17 protein-coding genes are annotated in these 17,964 nt (G+C 65.8%); 4 read left to right on the forward strand and 13 right to left on the reverse strand.

The annotated features are described in order from the left end of the window. Window position 1 precedes the first annotated feature (1 nt). The 8 genes from G513_RS0107665 to G513_RS21970 form a co-directional block, all read right to left on the reverse strand. The gene (locus tag G513_RS0107665; RefSeq protein ID WP_022976242.1) at window positions 2-892 is read right to left on the reverse strand and encodes an SDR family oxidoreductase; all 891 of its coding nucleotides are present in this window, start codon (window positions 890-892) and stop codon (window positions 2-4) included. 22 nt (window positions 893-914) lie between these two features. Continuing rightward, window positions 915-1,583: a pyridoxamine 5'-phosphate oxidase family protein gene (locus G513_RS0107670; protein ID WP_022976243.1), complete on the reverse strand. Its 669-nt coding sequence runs from the start codon at window positions 1,581-1,583 to the stop codon at window positions 915-917. A 92-nt stretch (window positions 1,584-1,675) separates the two neighbouring features. After that, the gene (locus G513_RS0107675) at window positions 1,676-2,863 is read right to left on the reverse strand and encodes a heme biosynthesis HemY N-terminal domain-containing protein (protein WP_022976244.1); all 1,188 of its coding nucleotides are present in this window, start codon (window positions 2,861-2,863) and stop codon (window positions 1,676-1,678) included. A gap of 3 nt (window positions 2,864-2,866) precedes the next feature. Continuing rightward, on the reverse strand, window positions 2,867-3,922 hold the full coding sequence (locus tag G513_RS0107680) for a uroporphyrinogen-III C-methyltransferase (protein WP_022976245.1): 1,056 nt from the start codon (window positions 3,920-3,922) through the stop codon (window positions 2,867-2,869). Then, window positions 3,919-4,695, reverse strand: coding sequence for a uroporphyrinogen-III synthase (locus G513_RS0107685; protein WP_022976246.1), 777 nt, complete (start codon window positions 4,693-4,695; stop codon window positions 3,919-3,921). The genes G513_RS0107680 and G513_RS0107685 overlap by 4 nt, the downstream gene beginning before the upstream one ends. Then, window positions 4,688-5,611, reverse strand: coding sequence for a hydroxymethylbilane synthase (hemC, locus tag G513_RS0107690; protein ID WP_022976247.1), 924 nt, complete (start codon window positions 5,609-5,611; stop codon window positions 4,688-4,690). The genes G513_RS0107685 and hemC overlap by 8 nt, the downstream gene beginning before the upstream one ends. Window positions 5,612-5,669: 58 nt before the next feature. After that, on the reverse strand, window positions 5,670-6,428 hold the full coding sequence (locus G513_RS0107695; protein ID WP_022976248.1) for a LytR/AlgR family response regulator transcription factor: 759 nt from the start codon (window positions 6,426-6,428) through the stop codon (window positions 5,670-5,672). A gap of 3 nt (window positions 6,429-6,431) precedes the next feature. Then, entirely contained in the window at window positions 6,432-7,538 is a 1,107-nt protein-coding gene (locus G513_RS21970) for a sensor histidine kinase (RefSeq protein ID WP_022976249.1), read from the reverse strand. A gap of 137 nt (window positions 7,539-7,675) precedes the next feature. Here G513_RS21970 and argH point away from each other — a divergent pair, with 137 nt between their 5' ends. The 3 genes from argH to G513_RS0107715 all read left to right on the forward strand — a co-directional run bounded on the left by argH (window position 7,676) and on the right by G513_RS0107715 (window position 12,053). Further along, a complete protein-coding gene (argH, locus tag G513_RS0107705) occupies window positions 7,676-9,085 on the forward strand; it encodes an argininosuccinate lyase (protein WP_022976250.1) in 1,410 nt (469 codons plus the stop codon). Between the two features lie 112 nt (window positions 9,086-9,197). Next, window positions 9,198-11,144, forward strand: coding sequence for a CocE/NonD family hydrolase (locus G513_RS0107710; protein WP_022976251.1), 1,947 nt, complete (start codon window positions 9,198-9,200; stop codon window positions 11,142-11,144). Between the two features lie 6 nt (window positions 11,145-11,150). Further along, a complete protein-coding gene (locus G513_RS0107715) occupies window positions 11,151-12,053 on the forward strand; it encodes an alpha/beta fold hydrolase (RefSeq protein ID WP_022976252.1) in 903 nt (300 codons plus the stop codon). 10 nt (window positions 12,054-12,063) lie between these two features. Here G513_RS0107715 and speA read toward each other — a convergent pair whose 3' ends face one another. Beyond that, window positions 12,064-13,947, reverse strand: a complete 1,884-nt coding sequence (gene speA / locus G513_RS0107720) for a biosynthetic arginine decarboxylase (RefSeq protein WP_022976253.1) — start codon at window positions 13,945-13,947, stop codon at window positions 12,064-12,066. 62 nt (window positions 13,948-14,009) lie between these two features. Between speA and speE the strand changes: the two genes are divergently transcribed. Next, window positions 14,010-14,864 (forward strand): polyamine aminopropyltransferase, encoded by an 855-nt coding sequence (gene speE / locus G513_RS0107725; RefSeq protein WP_022976254.1) that lies wholly within the window; start codon window positions 14,010-14,012, stop codon window positions 14,862-14,864. 6 nt (window positions 14,865-14,870) lie between these two features. Here speE and G513_RS0107730 read toward each other — a convergent pair whose 3' ends face one another. From G513_RS0107730 to G513_RS0107745, 4 genes are all read right to left on the reverse strand, one after another. Continuing rightward, complete coding sequence (locus G513_RS0107730) at window positions 14,871-15,341, reverse strand: DUF4124 domain-containing protein (RefSeq protein ID WP_022976255.1); 471 nt, start codon at window positions 15,339-15,341, stop codon at window positions 14,871-14,873. 10 nt (window positions 15,342-15,351) lie between these two features. Next, window positions 15,352-15,741 (reverse strand): DUF4124 domain-containing protein, encoded by a 390-nt coding sequence (locus tag G513_RS0107735; RefSeq protein ID WP_022976256.1) that lies wholly within the window; start codon window positions 15,739-15,741, stop codon window positions 15,352-15,354. 56 nt (window positions 15,742-15,797) lie between these two features. Further along, entirely contained in the window at window positions 15,798-16,136 is a 339-nt protein-coding gene (locus G513_RS0107740; RefSeq protein WP_022976257.1) for a P-II family nitrogen regulator, read from the reverse strand. Window positions 16,137-16,399: 263 nt separating this feature from the next. Then, window positions 16,400-17,953, reverse strand: a complete 1,554-nt coding sequence (locus G513_RS0107745) for an ammonium transporter (RefSeq protein WP_022976258.1) — start codon at window positions 17,951-17,953, stop codon at window positions 16,400-16,402. Between the last annotated feature and the right edge of the window lie 11 nt (window positions 17,954-17,964).

Here is a 17,964-nt window from a genome sequence, read left to right on the forward strand (position 1 = left end):
TCTATGCCGGGCCAGCGAACGCTTTGACGACTCTGTCATCGACAAGACAGATCGGCAGACCGGCCTCGAGATTCGCGTACTGCGGTTGCCAGCCCAGCTGATCGACCAGTCGGCGATTCGACAGCCGCTTCGATTCTTCGAGAAACGATTTCAGCATCGGCGACATCGTCTGCAGCGCCACTGCCAGCGGCACTTCCGGTGGCGCCGGCAGGCCAAGCAGCGCGGCGCAGCGGAAGAAGTAGTCACTCATCGTCGTCGGCTGGCCATCGGACACGTTGTAGGCCGCGCCAGCGTCGCCGGCCTCGGCCACGCGTAGCGCCGCAGACGCCAGATCGTCCGCGTGGATGCGATTGGTGTACGGCGACTGGTCGCGCTGTACCAGCGGCGTGCCGGACTTGAGTCTCTGCAGTGGCAGGCGCCCTGGCCCGTAGATACCGGGCACGCGCAGGATCATCGCCGCGATGCCGTGACGCTCGCCATAGGCCAACGCGCGACGTTCGGCATCGAGCCGGCGATAGCCGCGCGCGCTCTTCGGCTTCAAGGATTCGCCCTCGTCGATCCAGCGGCCTTCGCAGTCGCCGTAGACGGCCGAGGTGGACAGATAGATGAGCCGCGCAGGCGGCAGGTTCAGCGCATCGAGCACCTGGGCAAGGCGCGGATCGCTCTCGCCTTTTTCCGGTGGTGGCGCGAAATGGAACAACCAGTCCGCTGCGGGCAGATCGGCGATTGCATCGGCATCGAGATCAGCTGTCTGCGCCTTGATACCGAGCCGCCCCAGCGCCGCAGCGCTGGCTTCGGAGCGGACGATGCCGGTCACCGTGATGCCGCGTGCCATCAGTTGCAGCGCGAGGCGGCAGCCGACATCGCCGCAGCCGACGATCAGTGCCTGCATCGGTCGCACTCGCTCGCCGGCATCAACCGTCGCCTTCCATCAAGTCCGCGATGTACTTGTCGAAAGTGATTGCGCCGCCAGCAGCGGCCACGGGTGCGAGATCGCGCGCTGGCAGTGCATCGCCGAAGGCATCGATGCGCTTCCACTTCGCAGGCGGCGTCTCGCAGCCGGCTTTCGGCACGTACAACGAATCACCCAGCTTCTGATAGCGATGGATGTAGCGCGGGCAGTTGACGAACAGATTGGTGATCGCCACCCGCACGACCAGCTCGGCCTCCGGGTATTCCTTGAGCAGCGGATCGTTCGGATCGATGCTGGCATTGCCATGCAGGCGCAGGCGATTCGGCGTCTCGAAATCGATGAACAGCAGGCCGACCTTGGCGTGCGTCTTGAGATTGCCGAGTGACAGATACATGCCGTTGCCGTCGTAGCTCGGGAAGGCGATGGTGCCGCTGTCGACGATCTTCACGAAGCCTGCGGCGCCGCCCTTGTACGAACAGGTGGGCTGGCCATCCGGGTCGACCGTCGACAGGAAGAACAGATCGCGGCTGCCGATGAAGGCTTTCTCGGGATCGCTCAATTCCGGGTGCATGGTGATCATCGACACCCGGTCCGCCAGCATCTCGGTACCGAACTCCCGCTGCAGCGCGCGCTGCGCCGTGGTGAATCTCTGTTCCTCTGGCTCGCTCATCGGTTCGCTCCTCCATCGGTCACGGCTCGAACGGCCGCGTGCCCGGAGTGTCGCGCAGGCAGACGGGCTTGGGAACCCGCACGCCAGATCGCTCAGCGATTGCCGGCGGCCAGCTCCAGACCCTGCCGGTAATGCAGCGCCGCTTCTTCAGGCTGCTGGGTATCGGCACAGAGGCGGGCCAGATCGAGACAGGCCTTCGGCGTTGGCGCAACGGCCAGTACCGCTTCCAGATAGCTGCGCGCCTTGCCCCATAGCCTATTAGCGAGGCAGACGTGACCGGCGACCTGCAGCAGTTCCGGCTTCTCGCCATACAGCGCCAGCCATTGCTCGACGGTCGCCAGCTGGCCGATCGGATCGTTGGCGTGCAGATCGCCGTAGAGCAGCGCCAGATCGCCATCCCAGTCGACCGACAGCGCCTGCGCGATCAGCGCCAGCGCTTCGGAATCGGCATTCAGCCGGGCCAGGCCGCGGACATAGACCAGGCGCACTTCGCGGTCCTCGCGCTGCGTGCCCGCCGATTCCCACAGCGCTTTCAGCACCGGCAGGCGGGCCTCGTCGATTGCCTGCTGCATCAGCTCGCGCAGCGCCCGGCTCATCAGCTGCTCGCGACGCTTGACGATGATCGCGCCTTCGCTGGCCGGTTCCAGCAGCAGTTCGCGCAGCGCACTCCAATCACCGAGCGCAGCATGGCTTTCGGCGAGCAGTTCGATCGCGAACGGATGGCGTGGGTCTTTCTCGCGCAACTGCAGCGCGGTCTGCCGGGTGGCCTCGAACTCGCCGCGCTTGCGCTGCAGATCAGCCTGCGACAGCAAGGTGGCGAACTCATGCTCCGGGCTGTTCAGCGCCGCCAGACGCAGGTAGTGATCGCGACGATCCGAAGCCGCCTGACGCTGCGCGGCACGGGCAGCCGCGAGGTAGTTCAGATGTGGCGCGTGATGGTCGCTGGCGCGCTTGACCAGCTCACTCTCGGCACGCGCCCAGTTGCCTTCGAACAGGGCCAGCAGGCCGTTTTCGAAGGAATCACGGGCACGATCGGAGCGGCGGCGATCGACCGCTTCGCGCAGACTCGTCGGCAGGCGGAACGCGAAGCCGGACAAGCGCACCACCAGCCAGACCACCAGAAACCACAGCGCCACGCCAAACACGAGCACCGCCAGCGAGGTCTCGACCACCCACGGGCCGTAGTTGATCAGGACATAGCCGGTGTCCGGCCGCAGCAGCAGGATGGCGACGAGTCCGCCGACGAAGACGACGAGCAGAAACAGGAAGACGATGATCACGGGTCAGCGCGGCGTCGCGTCGAGGTAGGCGCGCAGCAGGCCGAGACTGCGGCCCAGCTCCGGTAGCGGCGGATCCAGATCCAGGCTCTGCAGGCGATCGAGTTCGGCACGAGCGCCGAGCACGGCGGGGTCATCGCTGCGGTAGTAATCGTCGAGGAAGGCATCGACGTCCTCGATGGTGGCGCGCATCACGCCGGTCTGGTGGGCGAGCAGTGCGGCGCGCGCGGTTTCCAGCTTCATCAGCAGCAGCTGGCCGACCAGCGCTTCCTGCTCCGGCGGCAGCAGGCGGTCCACCGGCTTGTCGTTGCGACGGAGGATGAACACCGCGCCGAGCACTTCGCGGAACGAAGCCCAGCCGCGCGACCAGGCGCTGTCACCCGCCGGCTTCAGATCACGCGACGGCCCGGAGTCGACGACCGAAGACTGCGCCGGTGTTCGCGAGCGCTGGGGGAACTGCGGCGCGCGACGGATCAGCGCGGACAAGCTCAAGCCCGAGGCTTCGAGATCGACACCGGGCAGCGCCTGCAATGCGCCGCGTTCGGCGGCCAGCGATTCGCGGATCGCGAACAGCTGCGGCTCGGCAAGTGCGCCGAGGCGATCCTGCGCCAGGCTCAGCGCATCGGCCGCGCCCTTGGCGTCATGGGCCAAGCGGGCACGTTCATTGGCGATCAGCAGCAGCTGCTCGACGGCGACCAGTTGGGCGCGGCTGCGGCCGCCCTGGATGGTGGTGTTGATGCGGGCCAGCGTGGCATCGGCGTCGTCGGCACGGCTGGCGAGCGAGCCCAGGGTGTCGGTGTTGCGGCGCGCCGCTTCGGTGACATCACTCTGGCGCTGGCGCAGTTGCTGGATCTCGGCGCTGGCATCGCCGAGCTGGCGGCTGAGCCGGCGCAGCAAGGTGTCCTGGGCAGCAACGGTTTCCTCGGTCGCAACGCGCTGCTGCCACAGCCGCCAGCCCGCGTAGCCGGTGCCAGCCAGCGCGGCGATCAGCAGCAGGCTCAGCAGAACGGGCCAAACCGAACGGCTTGGTGTCACGCGAGCAGGAACTTCGTATTCGGTCATGCGTTCAGGGAGTGGCCGGGGCGGTGGCGCAACAGGACTTCGAGATAGGCCGCATCGGTGACCCGTTGCGGCAGCAGAGGCTGGTGCACGAAGCCCAGAATCCGCGCAGTTTCTACCACACGCGGCGACGGCACGGCCAGTTGCAGCGCTTGCAGCAGGGACTGCGCGGCAGGCGGCGTCAGCGCTGCCAGACGAGCCAGCGCTTCGCCACTGGGGATGATCGCGAAGTTGGCCTGACCCAGCAGTTCGGCGATCCGTTCCGGCGCGTGGTCGATGGCGACGCGCCGATAGACCGCCAGCACCTCGACCTCGGCCTTGCGCGCGCGCAGGCCGGCTTCGAGCAGCGGCAGGGTCTGCTCGCCAGTGACGATCAGATGGCGCTGCCCGGCGATCTCCTGTAGCGCCGGATGACGCAGCAGCGCTTCGGCGCCATCGCCATCTTCCGGCGCCAGCACCGCCGTGCCGGTCAGGCCCGTCAGTGCGGCAGCGGTCACCGCGCCGACGGCCGCCAGCGGCGGCCACGGCGGCGACAGCAGTTCGGCGGCATGAACGACGGCATTCCTGCTGGTGAACAGCCAGCGATCGAACGAACACGCGGTCTGCAAGCGAAACGCAGCGGCCGCGGGATCAGTTACGGGCGCGATCTCGAACAAGGGCAGACGCAGAACTCTGCCACCGGCCTGCTCGATCAACGCGCAGAGCGCATCCGCCTGCTCCGCCGGCCGCGCGACGAGGACGGTCAGACCGTCCAGTCGCGCGAGTTGCTCATGCATGGATGCCGAGCTTGGCGAGGATGTCGCGCGCGCCGTTGGCGAGCAGGCGTTCGGCCAGTTGCACGCCGAGAGCGGCGGCCTCCGAGGTCGGGCCTTCGATCTCGTCGCGGACGCAGGCCGAGGCATCTGGTGCGGCAACCAGGCCGGTCAGCCGCAGGCGATCGCCGGTGATCACCGCATGGCCGGCGACCGGCACGGTGCAGGCGCCACCGAGCCGCGCATTGAGGCCGCGCTCGGCGGCCAGCCGGATCGCCGACTGCGGATCGTGCAGCGGTGCCAGCAGCGCGCGGGTGGCGACATCGTCGGCCCGGCATTCGATGCCGACCACGCCCTGGGCGCAGGCCGGTACGAAGCGGCGCATATCAAAACTTTCGCGGATGCGTGCCGCGAGGTTGAGCCGGATCAGCCCGGCAGCGGCGAGCAGGATGGCGTCGTATTGGCCTTCGTCGAGCTTGCGCAGCCGGGTGCCGACATTGCCGCGCAGTTCCTTGATCACCAGGTCCGGCCGCAACTGGCGCAGCTGGGCCTGACGGCGCAGCGATGCGGTGCCGACCACTGCGCCCTGGGGCAGCTCGTCCAGCGAGGCATAGCGATTGGAGACGAAGGCATCGCGCGGGTCTTCACCAGCCAGGAACGCGGTCAGCACCAGACCCTCCGGCAACTGCGCAGGCACGTCCTTCATCGAGTGCACGGCGATGTCGGCGCGGTTCTCGAACATCGCCGTTTCCAGTTCCTTGACGAACAGGCCCTTGCCGCCAACAGTGGCCAGGCTGCGATCGAGCAGCTGGTCGCCGATGGTGGTCATCGGCACCAGCGTGACCACAGTGCCGGGATGGGTGCGCTCGATCAGCGCCTTGACGTGCTCGGCCTGCCATAGCGCCAGCGGGCTTTCGCGGGTTGCGATTCGGATCGACAAGACAGAACTTCCTTCAGCAGTCGTGGGCGTGAGTCGTGGGCGTGAGTCTTCGGCGTGATCAGTCGAGCGTCTTGTCGCTGCCGTCATCGGTCAGGAAGCGGCGCACTTCGGCAAGGCGGCGGCGGCTGACCGGCAGCAGGGTCGCCGCGTGGCGAACCTTCAACCAGTGCTGGGATTCATCGCCCTTGCCGCGCTCCAGGCCGGCGATGAAGCGGGTCGCGACCAGCGCCTTGCGATGCACGCGAAGGAACCAAGGCGCGAAATCGTCCTCCAGCGTCTTCAGCGATTCCTCGATCAGCACTTCACCGTGCAGATGGCAGACCGTGGTGTATTTCTGATCGGCGAGGAAATAGACGATGTCCTCGGCTGGCACCCGCACCAGGCCTTCGCGCGTGGTGGCCAGCACGAACTCGCGGGCCGGCTTGGTGCCGGGCAGCGCGATCGTCGGCTTTTGCGCGCGCGACAGCTTGCGGATGTGCTGCAGCGCCTCCTTGAGCTTTTCCTTGCGCACCGGTTTCAGCAGGTAGGCATCGCCCTGGGCGTCGAAAGCGCTCAGCGCGTGCTCCGGGTAAGCAGTGATGAAGATGATCGCCGGCGGCATGTCCTCGGACTTGATCGCCCGCGCCACCTGCAGGCCGTCGACCATACCCATGCGCACGTCGAGCAGCACCACGTCCGGCTCTTCCTCGCGAATCATGTCGATCGCCGCTTCGCCGTCGCCGGCTTCACCGACGATTTCGTAACCCGGAAATTCCGCGACCAGACGACGCAGGCGCTCGCGAGCCAACGGCTCGTCATCAACGATCACGACTCTCATGCTTCACTCCTCCTCGGCGGTGGGCGCGTTCAATTCCGCGCCACTATGCAAGACATACGGCAAACGCAGGCGCGCGCGGAACAGCGGTCCGAACTCATCCCGGTCATCTCCGAGGATCAGCTTGGCACGCTCGCCGTAGATCAGCTTGATGCGCTGCGCAATATTGGTGATGGCAGTACCCGTGCCCGCCCGCTTCGGCGAGTCCTCGGGCGGAATCGGATTCTCGACATCGATGATCAGGAACTCGCCTTCGCGGCGGGCGATGACGTGCAGCATGCCCCTCGCGCGCAGCCGTGACACGCCGTGCAGCACGCCGTTCTCGACCAGCGGCTGCACGGTGAGGCGCGGCACCTGGGCATCGAGCACGCTGTCCGGCACTTCCCAGTTGACCAGCAGCTTGTCCCCGAGGCGAATTTCCTCGATGCGCATGTAGCCCTTGACGATCTCGATCTCCTCGCGCAGCGGAATCAGGCGCTGGCGCGAATCGAGGCTGACGCGAAACAGGTCGGCGAGATCGATGACCATTTCCTCGGCCACGTCCGGCTTCGAGGGAATCAGCTCGGCCAGCGAGTTCAGCGCGTTGAACAGGAAGTGCGGGCGGATGCGCGCCTGCAGCGCCAGATAGCGGCCATCGGCCTCGGCGCGGGATTCCTCCTGCCACTGGTGGTTCTCCCAGAGATAGCGCAACAGCAACAGGCCGACGATCGCGGCGATGCAGACATTGCGCAGCACGAACGACCAAGCCTCGGCCGGCGGCAGCAGGTTGAGACCAAACCGCAGATCGAGCAGCCAAGTGGCGGTGCTGACCCCGAAGGTCACCAGCACCAGCACGAACCAGCAGATGAAGAACAGCACGCCGCTCGGCAACGCGGTCAGGAAGCGGCGAACCATGCACAAGGCCGCAGCGGCGCAGAGCCCCGTCCACTGCAGGTACAGCGACAGCAGCAATAACTGACGCAGCGCCTGAGGGCTATCGGAGCTGCCGACCGCCAGGGTCAGCACCACCGCGATCAGCTCCATCACATAGGCCAGCGTCAACAGCGAATTCGCCCGACAGAACTCCGGGATCAGGCTGTTTTCCGAGTGGGCGGCGACTTCGAATCGCTTCATCGACGAAGCCTATCGGAAGTCTCCGGGGTCTGTCTCCGGGGCTATGGCCACCGACTTACAATAGAGGCCCGGCCGAAGCCTAAATCCGCTCCTGGCTGACACGATCTCCCCCCGTTTCCAGCCGTGCCGCGCCGACAATGACTCCCGCCGATCCCGTTTCCCCGAAGACCCCGCCCGCCGCCAAATTGTGGGGCGGCCGCTTCGCCGAAGGCACCGATGCGCTGGTCGAGGCGTTCTCGGAATCGGTCAGCTTCGATCAGCGCCTGTGGCGCCAGGACATCGCCGGCAGCACTGCGCATGCGCGGATGCTCGGCAAGGTCGGCGTGCTGAAGGCCGCGGATGTCGAGGCCATCGTCGACGGCCTGGCGCAGATTCGCAGCGAGATCGAATCCGGCAAGTTCGAATGGCAGCTGGCGCTCGAAGACGTGCACATGAACATCGAATCGCGGCTGACCGCGATGATCGGCGACGCCGGCAAGCGCCTGCACACGGCGCGCTCGCGCAACGATCAGGTCGCCACCGATCTGCGCCTGTACGTCCGCGATGCGATCGACGAACTGGTGATCACCATCGGCGTGCTCGCCGAGGTGCTGCTCGACTTAGCCGAACGCGAAGCCGACACCATCATGCCGGGCTTCACCCACATGCAGATCGCCCAGCCGGTGACCTTCGGCCACCACATGCTGGCCTGGCGCGAACAGGTGCTGCGCGACCGCGCGCGCCTGCTCGACTGTCGCCGCCGCGCCAACGTGCTGCCGCTCGGTTCGGCTGCCTTGGCCGGCACGGTCTATCCGATCGATCGCCATTTCGTCGCCGAACAACTGGGCTTCGATTCGGTATCCGAGAACTCGCTGGACGCGGTCAGTGATCGCGATTTCGCGATCGAGTTCGTGTCGGCCGCCGCGCTGGCGATGGTTCACCTGTCGCGCTGGAGCGAGGAACTGATCCTGTGGTGCACGCCGATGTTCGGTTTCGTGAAGTTGCCGGATCGCTTCTGCACCGGCTCATCGATCATGCCGCAGAAGAAAAACCCGGACGTTCCCGAACTGGTGCGCGGCAAGACCGGCCGCGTGGTCGGCGATCTCAATGCGCTGCTGGTGCTGATGAAGGGCCAGCCGCTGGCCTACAACCGCGACAACCAGGAAGACAAGCCGCCGCTGTTCGATGCCCACGACACCTTGTCGGCGAGCTTGCGGCTGTTCGCGGCGATGTTGCCGAATGTCACGGTCGAACGCGCCACCTGCCGCTCCGCCGCATTCAAGGGTTATTCGACGGCGACCGATCTGGCCGACTACCTGGTCAAGCGCGGCCTGCCGTTCCGCGACGCGCATCACGCGGTCGGCTCGGCAGTCGGCCACGCGGTGAAAAAGGGCTGCGATCTGTCCGAGCTGTCGCTCGACGAGCTGCGCGGCTTCTCGGCGCTGATCGAAGCCGACGTGTTCGACGTGCTGACGCTCGACGGTTCGGTGAACGCGCGCAATCACTGGGGCGGCACCGCGCCGGCGCAGGTGCGCGCGGCGATCGCAAGAGCGCGTAGCCGGGGCTGATCGCCGGCGCTACCCCGCGAGGGGTATCATCGCCCTCCAGTGAACAAGCGTTCTCGTTCGACCCGACGATCACAGTCGGGCGAAACCGAGACGTTTCATAACGGGAGGGGACATGAACATCTTGAACTTCGGCAGGGTTTCCCTGCAGGTTGCCGGCACGGCCGTCGCCATTTTCCTGGCCGCCTGCGGCGGTAGCAGCGCTCCGGGCGGCTCGACGACAACCCCGGCGGCCAGCGCCGACTGGTCGACCCTGGGCAACCGGGAGGCCGCCGCCGGCACCGGCATGTCCGTCGATACCAACAACAAGGCGAGCTGGACCGCCTACGATCCGCCGGCCACGTACGCTGGCATCGTGCGCCTGCCGTTGCAGTTCATCACCATGCGCGACGGCATCCGCCTCGCGACCTATGTCACGGTGCCGGCCGATGCCGATGGCAATCCGGCGACCGGCCCGTTTCCGGTGGTGCTGGTGCAGACGCCCTACAACGGCGTGGTCGGTGGCCAGGTCGATGGCCTCGGCGGCGCCGATCCGTACATCGTCCGCCACGGCTATGCGACCGTGGTTGTCGACGTGCGCGGCACCGGGCAGTCCGAAGGCGTCTGGGAAGCGTTCGGTGAAACCGAGCAGGGCGACTACGCGGAAGTCACCGAATGGGCGGCCACCCAACCGTTCAGCGACGGCCGCATCGGCCTGTACGGGGTTTCCTATCTCGGCATCGCGACGATGCTGACTGCCGCCCAGCACCACCCGGCAGTGAAGGCCGCGTTCCCGATCGTTCCGATCGGCGACGGCTACCGCGACATCGTGTTCACCGGCGGCCAGATCAACCCGACCTTCATCCCGCTGTGGTTGAGCCTGATCACCGTGCTCGGCGTCACCAACCCGACGGCGCTGACCGATCCGGCCAACGGTCTGCCGATCGTGCTCGAGCACATCACCAACGCCGCACTGAAATTCCAGGCGCCGCTGATCCTCAACGCCCTGGCCGGTGATCCGGATACTGCTTACGACGGCCCGTTCTGGCGCACCCGTTCGCCGCTGGAAGTGCTCGATGCGATCACCGTGCCGACCTTCGTCGTCGGCGGCCTGCGTGATCTGTTCCAGCGCAGCGAGCCGATGAGCTACGAAGTGCTGAAGCGCAAGGTGCCGGCGAAATTGCTGATGGGCCCGTGGACTCATCTCGACGCCGCGTTCGGCGCCGGCCTGCCCGTCGATGGCGTGCCGCTGATGAATCAGATCCAGCTGCGCTGGTTCGATCAGTACGTGAAGGGCCTTGACGTTGGCGCCGAGACGATTCCCAACGTCACCCAATGGGTCTATGGCGCCGAGCGCTACGTGACGGCCCGCGACTGGCCGCATCCGGATGCCAGCGCGCTGCGCCTGTTCCTGCACGGCAGCCATCTGCTGAGCAGCGAGGCACCGGCTGCCGGTGAACCGGTCAACCGTGCGCTGCAGGTGCCAATCGCCGGCCTGTGCTCGGCTTCGACGGTGCAATGGACGGCCGGTGCCGCCGGCTACATCCCGCTGCCCTGCTTCGAGAACTCGAATGCTTCGGATCGCTTGTCCATCGTCTACGAGACCGCCGTGCTGACCGAGCCGATGTATCTGAACGGCCCGATCCAGGCCGACATCTGGATGGACAGCACCGCCGGCGACGCCGGCCTGTCGATCCGGGTCTCCGATGTCGACGAGCGCGGCATCGCGCGCACGCTGACCAACGGCCTGCAGACCGCGTCCTTGCGCGCCGTCGATGCGGCAAAGAGCCGGACGCTCGATGGCCAGATGATCCAGCCCTGGCATCCGTACACCCAGGCGTCGGTCGTGGCGCTGCCGAGAGGCGAGCCGGTGCTGGTGCCAGTCGAAGTGTTCCAGACCAGCGCTCTGATCGCGGCGGGCCACAAGCTGCGCGTCTCGGTCGGCGCCAGCAATCTGCCGCAGGGCGTGCCGCCGCTGCCGACGCTGCTGCAGTCGCTGGCCGGCATCCTCACCATCTACAACGACGCGGCGCGGCCCTCGAGCGTCGTGCTGCCGGTCGTCCCCGCCACCGCTTTGAACTGAAGCCTCATGCCCCATCTGACCACCCGCGACGGCGCCCGCCTCCACTACCTCGACGTCGGTCGCAACAAGGGTCCGGCCTGCGTGCTGCTGCATGGCTTCGGCATGCAGGGCGCGATGTGGCTGCCGGTGATCGCGCCGCTGCTGCTCAAGCAGCGCTTCATCCTGCCGGACCTGCGCGGCTTCGGCGGTTCGCATGGCCTGCGCATCACCACGCCGCAGCTGATCAACCAGCACGCCGATGACCTCGCCGATCTGATCGAAGGCCTGGGCCTCGATCAGGTCCGGCTCGCCGGCCTGTCGATGGGCGCCTGCACGGCGATGGACTACCACGCGCGCTACGGTTTCGATCGCGTGCACAGCTATCTGCACATCGATCAGGCGCCGCGGATCATCAATGGCGACGACTGGCAGCACGGCGTGCTCGGCAGCGTGCAGACCGAGCGGCTGGCCGACTGGAGCGATCTGCTGCACCGCCTGAAGATCTATCGCGACACGCCGTTCGAGCGCCTGCCCGGCCATCTGCGCCAGCGTTTCTGGGCGCTGCTCGCCGAGTTCCTGAGCTTCGCGTTCAGCCATCGCGGCTGGCGCGGCGCGGCCAGCCTGACCCGTTACGACCAGCTGGCGAAACGCCTCGTGCCGACCACCAACTGGACGGTCTATGTCGACTCGCTGCGTTCCTATCTGGAAGACGGCTTCGACTGGCGCGAATCGATGAGCACGATGCAGAAACCGATGACCGTGATGATCGGCGGCCGCTCGGCGATGTATCCGGCCGAAGGCCAGCGCCTGCTCGGCACCCTGGTGCCGCACGCCAAGCTGATCGAGTTTCCGAACTCGGGCCACGTGATTCCGTTCGAATCACCGCGGCGCTTCATCACCGAGTTCGGGCACTTCCTGCGGGCCGCTTGAGGCCCGCTGTTCAGCTCAGGTAGGTATAGCCGCTCAAGCCCGCTTCGAGTTCGGAGAGCAAGGCGCTGCGCGTGGCCTGCGGCAGATCGGTCGCCGCGAACTTGCGGCGATAGCTCTGCGCCAGCGCTTCCGGCGCGAGGTGCACGTAGCGCAGCAACTCGTCCGTGCGGTCGCCATGCTCCGCACCTTCGAGTCGCCACGAGTCGCCTTTGACGACGACATTGACGGCGTTGGTATCGCCGAACAGGTTGTGCATGTCGCCGAGAATTTCCTGGTACGCACCGACCATGAACAGCGCCAGCCGATAAGGCTCGTCGTGCTTCAGCTCGTGCAGCGCCATCGTCGACACCACGCCTTCGCGATCGACATAGAGATCGAGGCGGCCGTCGGAATCGCAGGTCAGATCACAGAGCCGGCCGCGGATCGACGGACGCTCGGTCAGGCGATGGATCGGCACGATCGGGAACACCTGATCGATCGCCCAGGCATCGGGCACCGACTGGAACACCGAGAAGTTGCAGAAGTACTTGGCCGACAGCTTTTCGCGCAGCTCGTCGAGGGCGTCACGTTCGGCGCGGATGGTCGGATCGAGCTTCGGCAGCACGGCGCGAGCCACGGTGTAATAGGCGCGCTCGGCATAGGCGCGATCACGCAGCGGGATCAGGCCGAGCGTGTACTGGGTCTGGGCGTCGGACAGGTAGTTCGCGGCGTCATGCAGGCATTCGATCGGGCCATCGGCATCGATATGGCTCGGCAGTTCATGCAGCGCGCGCAGCGCGGCGGGCGCATCGGCATGCGGGGCTTCGAGCGCGCCGCTGGGCGCGACTTCCGAATCGACTACCGAGGTGATCAGCACCGCGTGATGCGCGGTCAGCGCGCGGCCCGATTCCGAGATCAGATTCGGCTGCGGCTCGCCCGCGGTTTCGCAGACTTCGGCCAAGGTACGGATGATGTTGCGGGCGTATTCGCGCACCGAGTAGTTCATCGAGCAGTAGCTGCGCGAGCGCGTGCCTTCGTAGTCGACACCGAGACCGCCGCCGACGTCGACGGTATCGACCGGCGCACCAAGCTTGCGCAGTTCGACGTAGTAGCGCGCCGCTTCGCGCATGCCGCGCGCCACGTCCTGGACGTTGGCGACCTGTGAACCGAGATGGAAATGCACCATGCGGATCGCATCGAGCTTGCCGGCCGCGCGCATCATCTCGACCGCTTCGAGCACCTGCGGCACGGTCAGGCCGAACTTGGATTTCTCGCCGCCGGTGTTCTGCTGCGTCGATTCGGAAACTGCCGAAAGCCGCACTCTCAGACCGATGATCGGCGCGACATCGAGTGCCCGCGATTCCGCCAGCACCAGCGGCAGTTCGGAGAGCTTCTCGACGACGATGTAGACCGTGTGGCCCAGCTTGGCGCCGATCAGCGCGCGGCGGATATAGCCACGATCCTTGTAGCCATTGCAGACGATGATGCTGCCAGTCGGTGCGAGACCGAGCACCGCCGCCAGTTCCGGCTTCGAACCGGCCTCGAGGCCGACTCGCTCGCCGCCGTAATCGACGATCGCTTCGACCACCGATCCCTGCTGGTTGACCTTGATCGGGTACACGGCCGTGTAGTGGCCGCTGTAATGCAGTTCCTTGATGACGTAGGCGAAGGCGCCTGTCAGCACGTCGACACGATCCTTGAGGATGTCGGTGAAGCGCACCAGCACCGGCAGGTCCAGCCCTTCGCGCGGCAGGCGCTCGGCGAGCTCGTGCAGATCGATGGTCACGGCTGAGCCGGCGCCCTGTGGCCGCACGATCACATGGCCAGCATCGTTGACATCGAAGTAACCATCGCCCCATTTGGCGATGTTGTAGAGGTCGACCGAGTCGGCGGGGGTCCAGTTGGGTTGCTTCATTCCGTCACTCAATTCAAATACTCCAAACCGTATACTCGCCCGTCATTTCTGGAGCGCGACAAATGTCATTGGATAACACTTGGTTTTCGGAGCCCGTCGATGCGACGGGGACGGCATTTTCGCTGAAACTCGGCGAGCGCGTGCATAGCGAGCAGACGCCGTTCCAGAAGATCGAAATCTTCAAGACCGAAACCTTTGGCTGGCTGATGACCATCGACGGCTGCACGATGGTGTCGACCCGCGACAACTTCCTGTACCACGAGATGATGTCGCACCCGGCGCTGAACTCGCACCCGGCGCCCGAGCATGTGGTGATCGTCGGCGGCGGTGACTGCGGCACGCTTCGCGAAGTGCTCAAGCACCCGGAAGTGAAGACCGCCACCCAGGTCGAGATCGACGAGCGGGTGACGCGCCTGTCCGAGCAATACTTCCCCGAACTGTGCGTCGCCAACAACGATCCGCGCGCCACGCTGTTCTTCGGCGACGGCCTGGCCTGGATGAAGGACGTGGCACCGGCCAGCCTCGACGTGATCATCATCGACTCGACCGATCCGGTCGGGCCGGCGGAAGGCCTGTTCGGCGCGAAGTTCTATGTCGACTGCCTGCGTGCCCTGAAGCCGGGCGGCCTGCTGGTGCAGCAGTCGGAATCGCCGATCCTGCATCTGCCGCTGATCACCGAGATGCACAAGTTCATGCGCCAGGCCGGTTTCGCCCAGACCCGCTTGATCCACTTCCCGCAGACGATCTACCCGAGCGGCTGGTGGAGCGGTTCGATCGCGCAGAAGACGGCTGGCCCGCTGGCGGCGCGGCTCGACGAGAAGGCGATCGAAGCCATGGACTGCCAGTTCTACAACGTCGATACGCATGCGGCGGCTTTCGCTTTGCCGACGTTCGTCAAGAAGGCGATTGCCGGATAAGGTCGACTAGCGGCGCTGTTCGACCTCGATCTTTCTGGCCTTCGGCGCTGACGCCGCAAGCCGCTGCTCGCGATACAAGCTGGCAGCGGCGCCATCGCTGCAGTAGCGCTGGACGTTGCGTTCAGCCGTTTCCACTTCCAGCGCCTGCTGGCGAGCCGACAGCAGATAGGCATTGCCGCCACGATCGCGGCCGTAGGCCTTCCTGGCGCCCCGGTACACGGCGGCGCGATCCCGGGCATTGGCGCAGTCCCTGGCCACGGCTTCGATGAAGTCGCGCGGCGTGGTGGCTTCGATCTGCTCGGGGACTGCTCGCTGGTTGAGATATTGCAGGGTCAGCCGCTGCTTGAGGCTGTTCTGATCGTCGTAGTGCGTGTTGCCCTGCGCATCGACCCACTTGTAGGCGCCGGCCGCATGGGCAATGCCGGCTGAGCCTGCAGTGGCCAGCAATAGCACGGCGATGATCGGGCGCGTGGGCAAGGTCGTGACGTCAGTTGTCGCCGCAGGTGCTGCGAACGGCGGCTTCGGTGGTTTCGATCAATTTCTTGATCTGGGCGTCATCGTAATCGCGGGTTTCGCCGAGCGCATTGGTTTCGGTGACCCGGCTGGCGCTGCTATAGCGCTTGAGCTGCTCGCGCTTGGCCCCGCATGCCGCCTGATCGATTGCAGGCGTGTTGGCTCCGCCGTCGAGGCCGCTGCTGGTCGGTTTGATCAGGATCGTTTTCGCAGGCCCGCGGGTGCTGTCGCCGTAATGAACCACGCCATTGCCATCGGTCCATTTGTAGACCCGGCTTTGTGCCGCCGCGGGCATCGCTGCCGGCAGGTTCAGCAGGAGCACTGCAAGCGAGATTTTCAGCGGCAACGCACGGTGCAGTTTCATGGGACAGCCTCCTGTGGATCTGCAGGCGGCGGTCCAGGATTGGGGGCGCTACCGTGTCAGACCGCGTCGACGCCCGATTCGCCGGTGCGGATACGAACCGTCTGATTGAGATCGTAGACGAAGATCTTGCCGTCGCCGATCTGTCCGGTCTTCGCGGAACGGGCAATCGCCTCAACGGCCTTGTCGACCTGATCGGGGGTCAGCGCCACTTCCAGCTTGATCTTCGGCAGCAGATCGATGGTGTATTCGGCACCGCGGTACAACTCGGTATGACCTTTCTGGCGACCGAAGCCGCGCACTTCCGTCACCGTCATGCCTTGAACGCCCGCTTCGGCGAGCGCTTCACGCACGGCGTCGAGGCGAAAGGGCTTGATGATGGCGATCAGCATTTTCATTGTTGGTTTCTCGTTCCTGAAGCACTTTGCGAGTGTAAAGATTCTTGCTTGTTTGAGTAGCCCGCGCCAGGGATGGCGCGGCCTCGTACCGGATGTACAGACTCGCGGTCTGGTACAGGAAGTACAAGCTCACAAACTTCCATAAAAAAGGCGGACCCGGCGACAGGTCCGCCCAATGACAACTTCCCTTGGAGAACTCGGTTTGCGCCACCTGCCAGCGGATGCGAATCCGCTGGCAGGCTCGGGCGCTTACGGCAGAACGCTTACGGGTTGTAGGCCTTCTCGCCATGCTCGGCGAGATCCAGACCTTCGGCTTCGGCGTCTTCCGACACACGGATGCCGATCGTGTACTTGAGAATCAGCAGGGTGACCGCGGTGACCACGGAGCTGAGCACGACAGCCACCAGCACCGCCTTCACCTGGATCAGGATCTGGCCCGAGGAATAGCCCGGAACCAGGTCGACCCAGTTGTTGTAGACACCAACGCCGCCCTTGGCCGGATCGACGAACACGCCGGTCAGGATGGCACCGATGATGCCGCCGACTGCGTGGACGCCGAAGGCATCGAGCGCGTCGTCATAGCCGAGGATCGACTTCAGGTAGGCCACGGCGAAGAAGCAGACCACACCGGACACGAGGCCGATGATCAGGCCGCCGCCGATGCCGACGAAACCGCAGGCCGGGGTAATCGCCACCAGGCCGGCAACCGCACCGGAGATGATGCCGAGCAGCGAAGGCTTGCCCTTGAAGATCCACTCCGCGAAGAACCAGGCCACGCCGGCAGCAGCGGTGGCGAACGCGGTGTTCGCGAAGGCCAGCACGGCATAGCCGTTGGCTTCGAGGTTGGAACCGGCGTTGAAGCCGAACCAGCCGAACCACAGCAGGGAGGCACCGATCATCGACATGGTCAGGCTGTGCGGCGCCATGGCCGATTTGCCGTGGCCCGTGCGCTTGCCGAGGATGATCGCGGCCACCAGACCGGCGACACCGGCGTTGATGTGCACGACCGTGCCGCCAGCGAAGTCCAGCGCACCGAGCTGCCACAGGTAGCCCGCGGTTGCGTTGGTGGCGTCGATGACATCAGCGCTCGTGTAGGCATCCGGACCCGCCCACCACCAGACCATGTGGGCCATCGGCAGATAGGACAGCGTGAACCAGACCACCGAGAAGATCAGCACCGCGGAAAACTTCATGCGCTCGGCGTAGGAACCGGCGATCAGTGCCACGGTGATGCAGGCGAAGGTCATCTGGAACACGGCGAACAGCAGTTCCGGAATGACCACACCCTTCGAGAAGGTGCCGGTCGCCGTGAAGAAGCCGTTGGCGTCATAGACCACGCCTTTCAGCAGCATCTTGTCGAGCGTGCCGAAGAACGGGCCGGTACCGCTGAAGGCCACCGAGTAGCCGTAGACCACCCAGAGAACACCGATCAGGCAGAAGATGCCGAAGGTCTGGGTCATCGTCGACAGCATGTTCTTGGAGCGGACCAGGCCGCCGTAGAACAGCGCCAGGCCAGGCAGCGACATCAGCAGCACGAGGGCCGTCGACACCAGCATCCAGGCGACATTGCCTTCGTTGAACACCGGCGGCTTGGCCGCTACGGCCGGGGCCGCATCGGCGGCCGGGGCTTCGGTTGCAGCCGCTTCGGTGGCGGCCGGAGCTGCCGCATCGGGAGCTGCGGCTTCGGCCGCAGGTGCAGCAGTCGCTTCAGCCGTTGGCGGCGCGGGTGCTGCGGCCTCCTCGGCGAATGCAATGCCGCCGACAGCCGTCAGGCTGGCGAACAGCAGTGCTTGGGAAAGCTTGCCAAGAGAAATCATCGGGGGTCCCC

This window comes from Nevskia ramosa DSM 11499, assembly GCF_000420645.1.
Lineage (GTDB): Bacteria > Pseudomonadota > Gammaproteobacteria > Nevskiales > Nevskiaceae > Nevskia > Nevskia ramosa.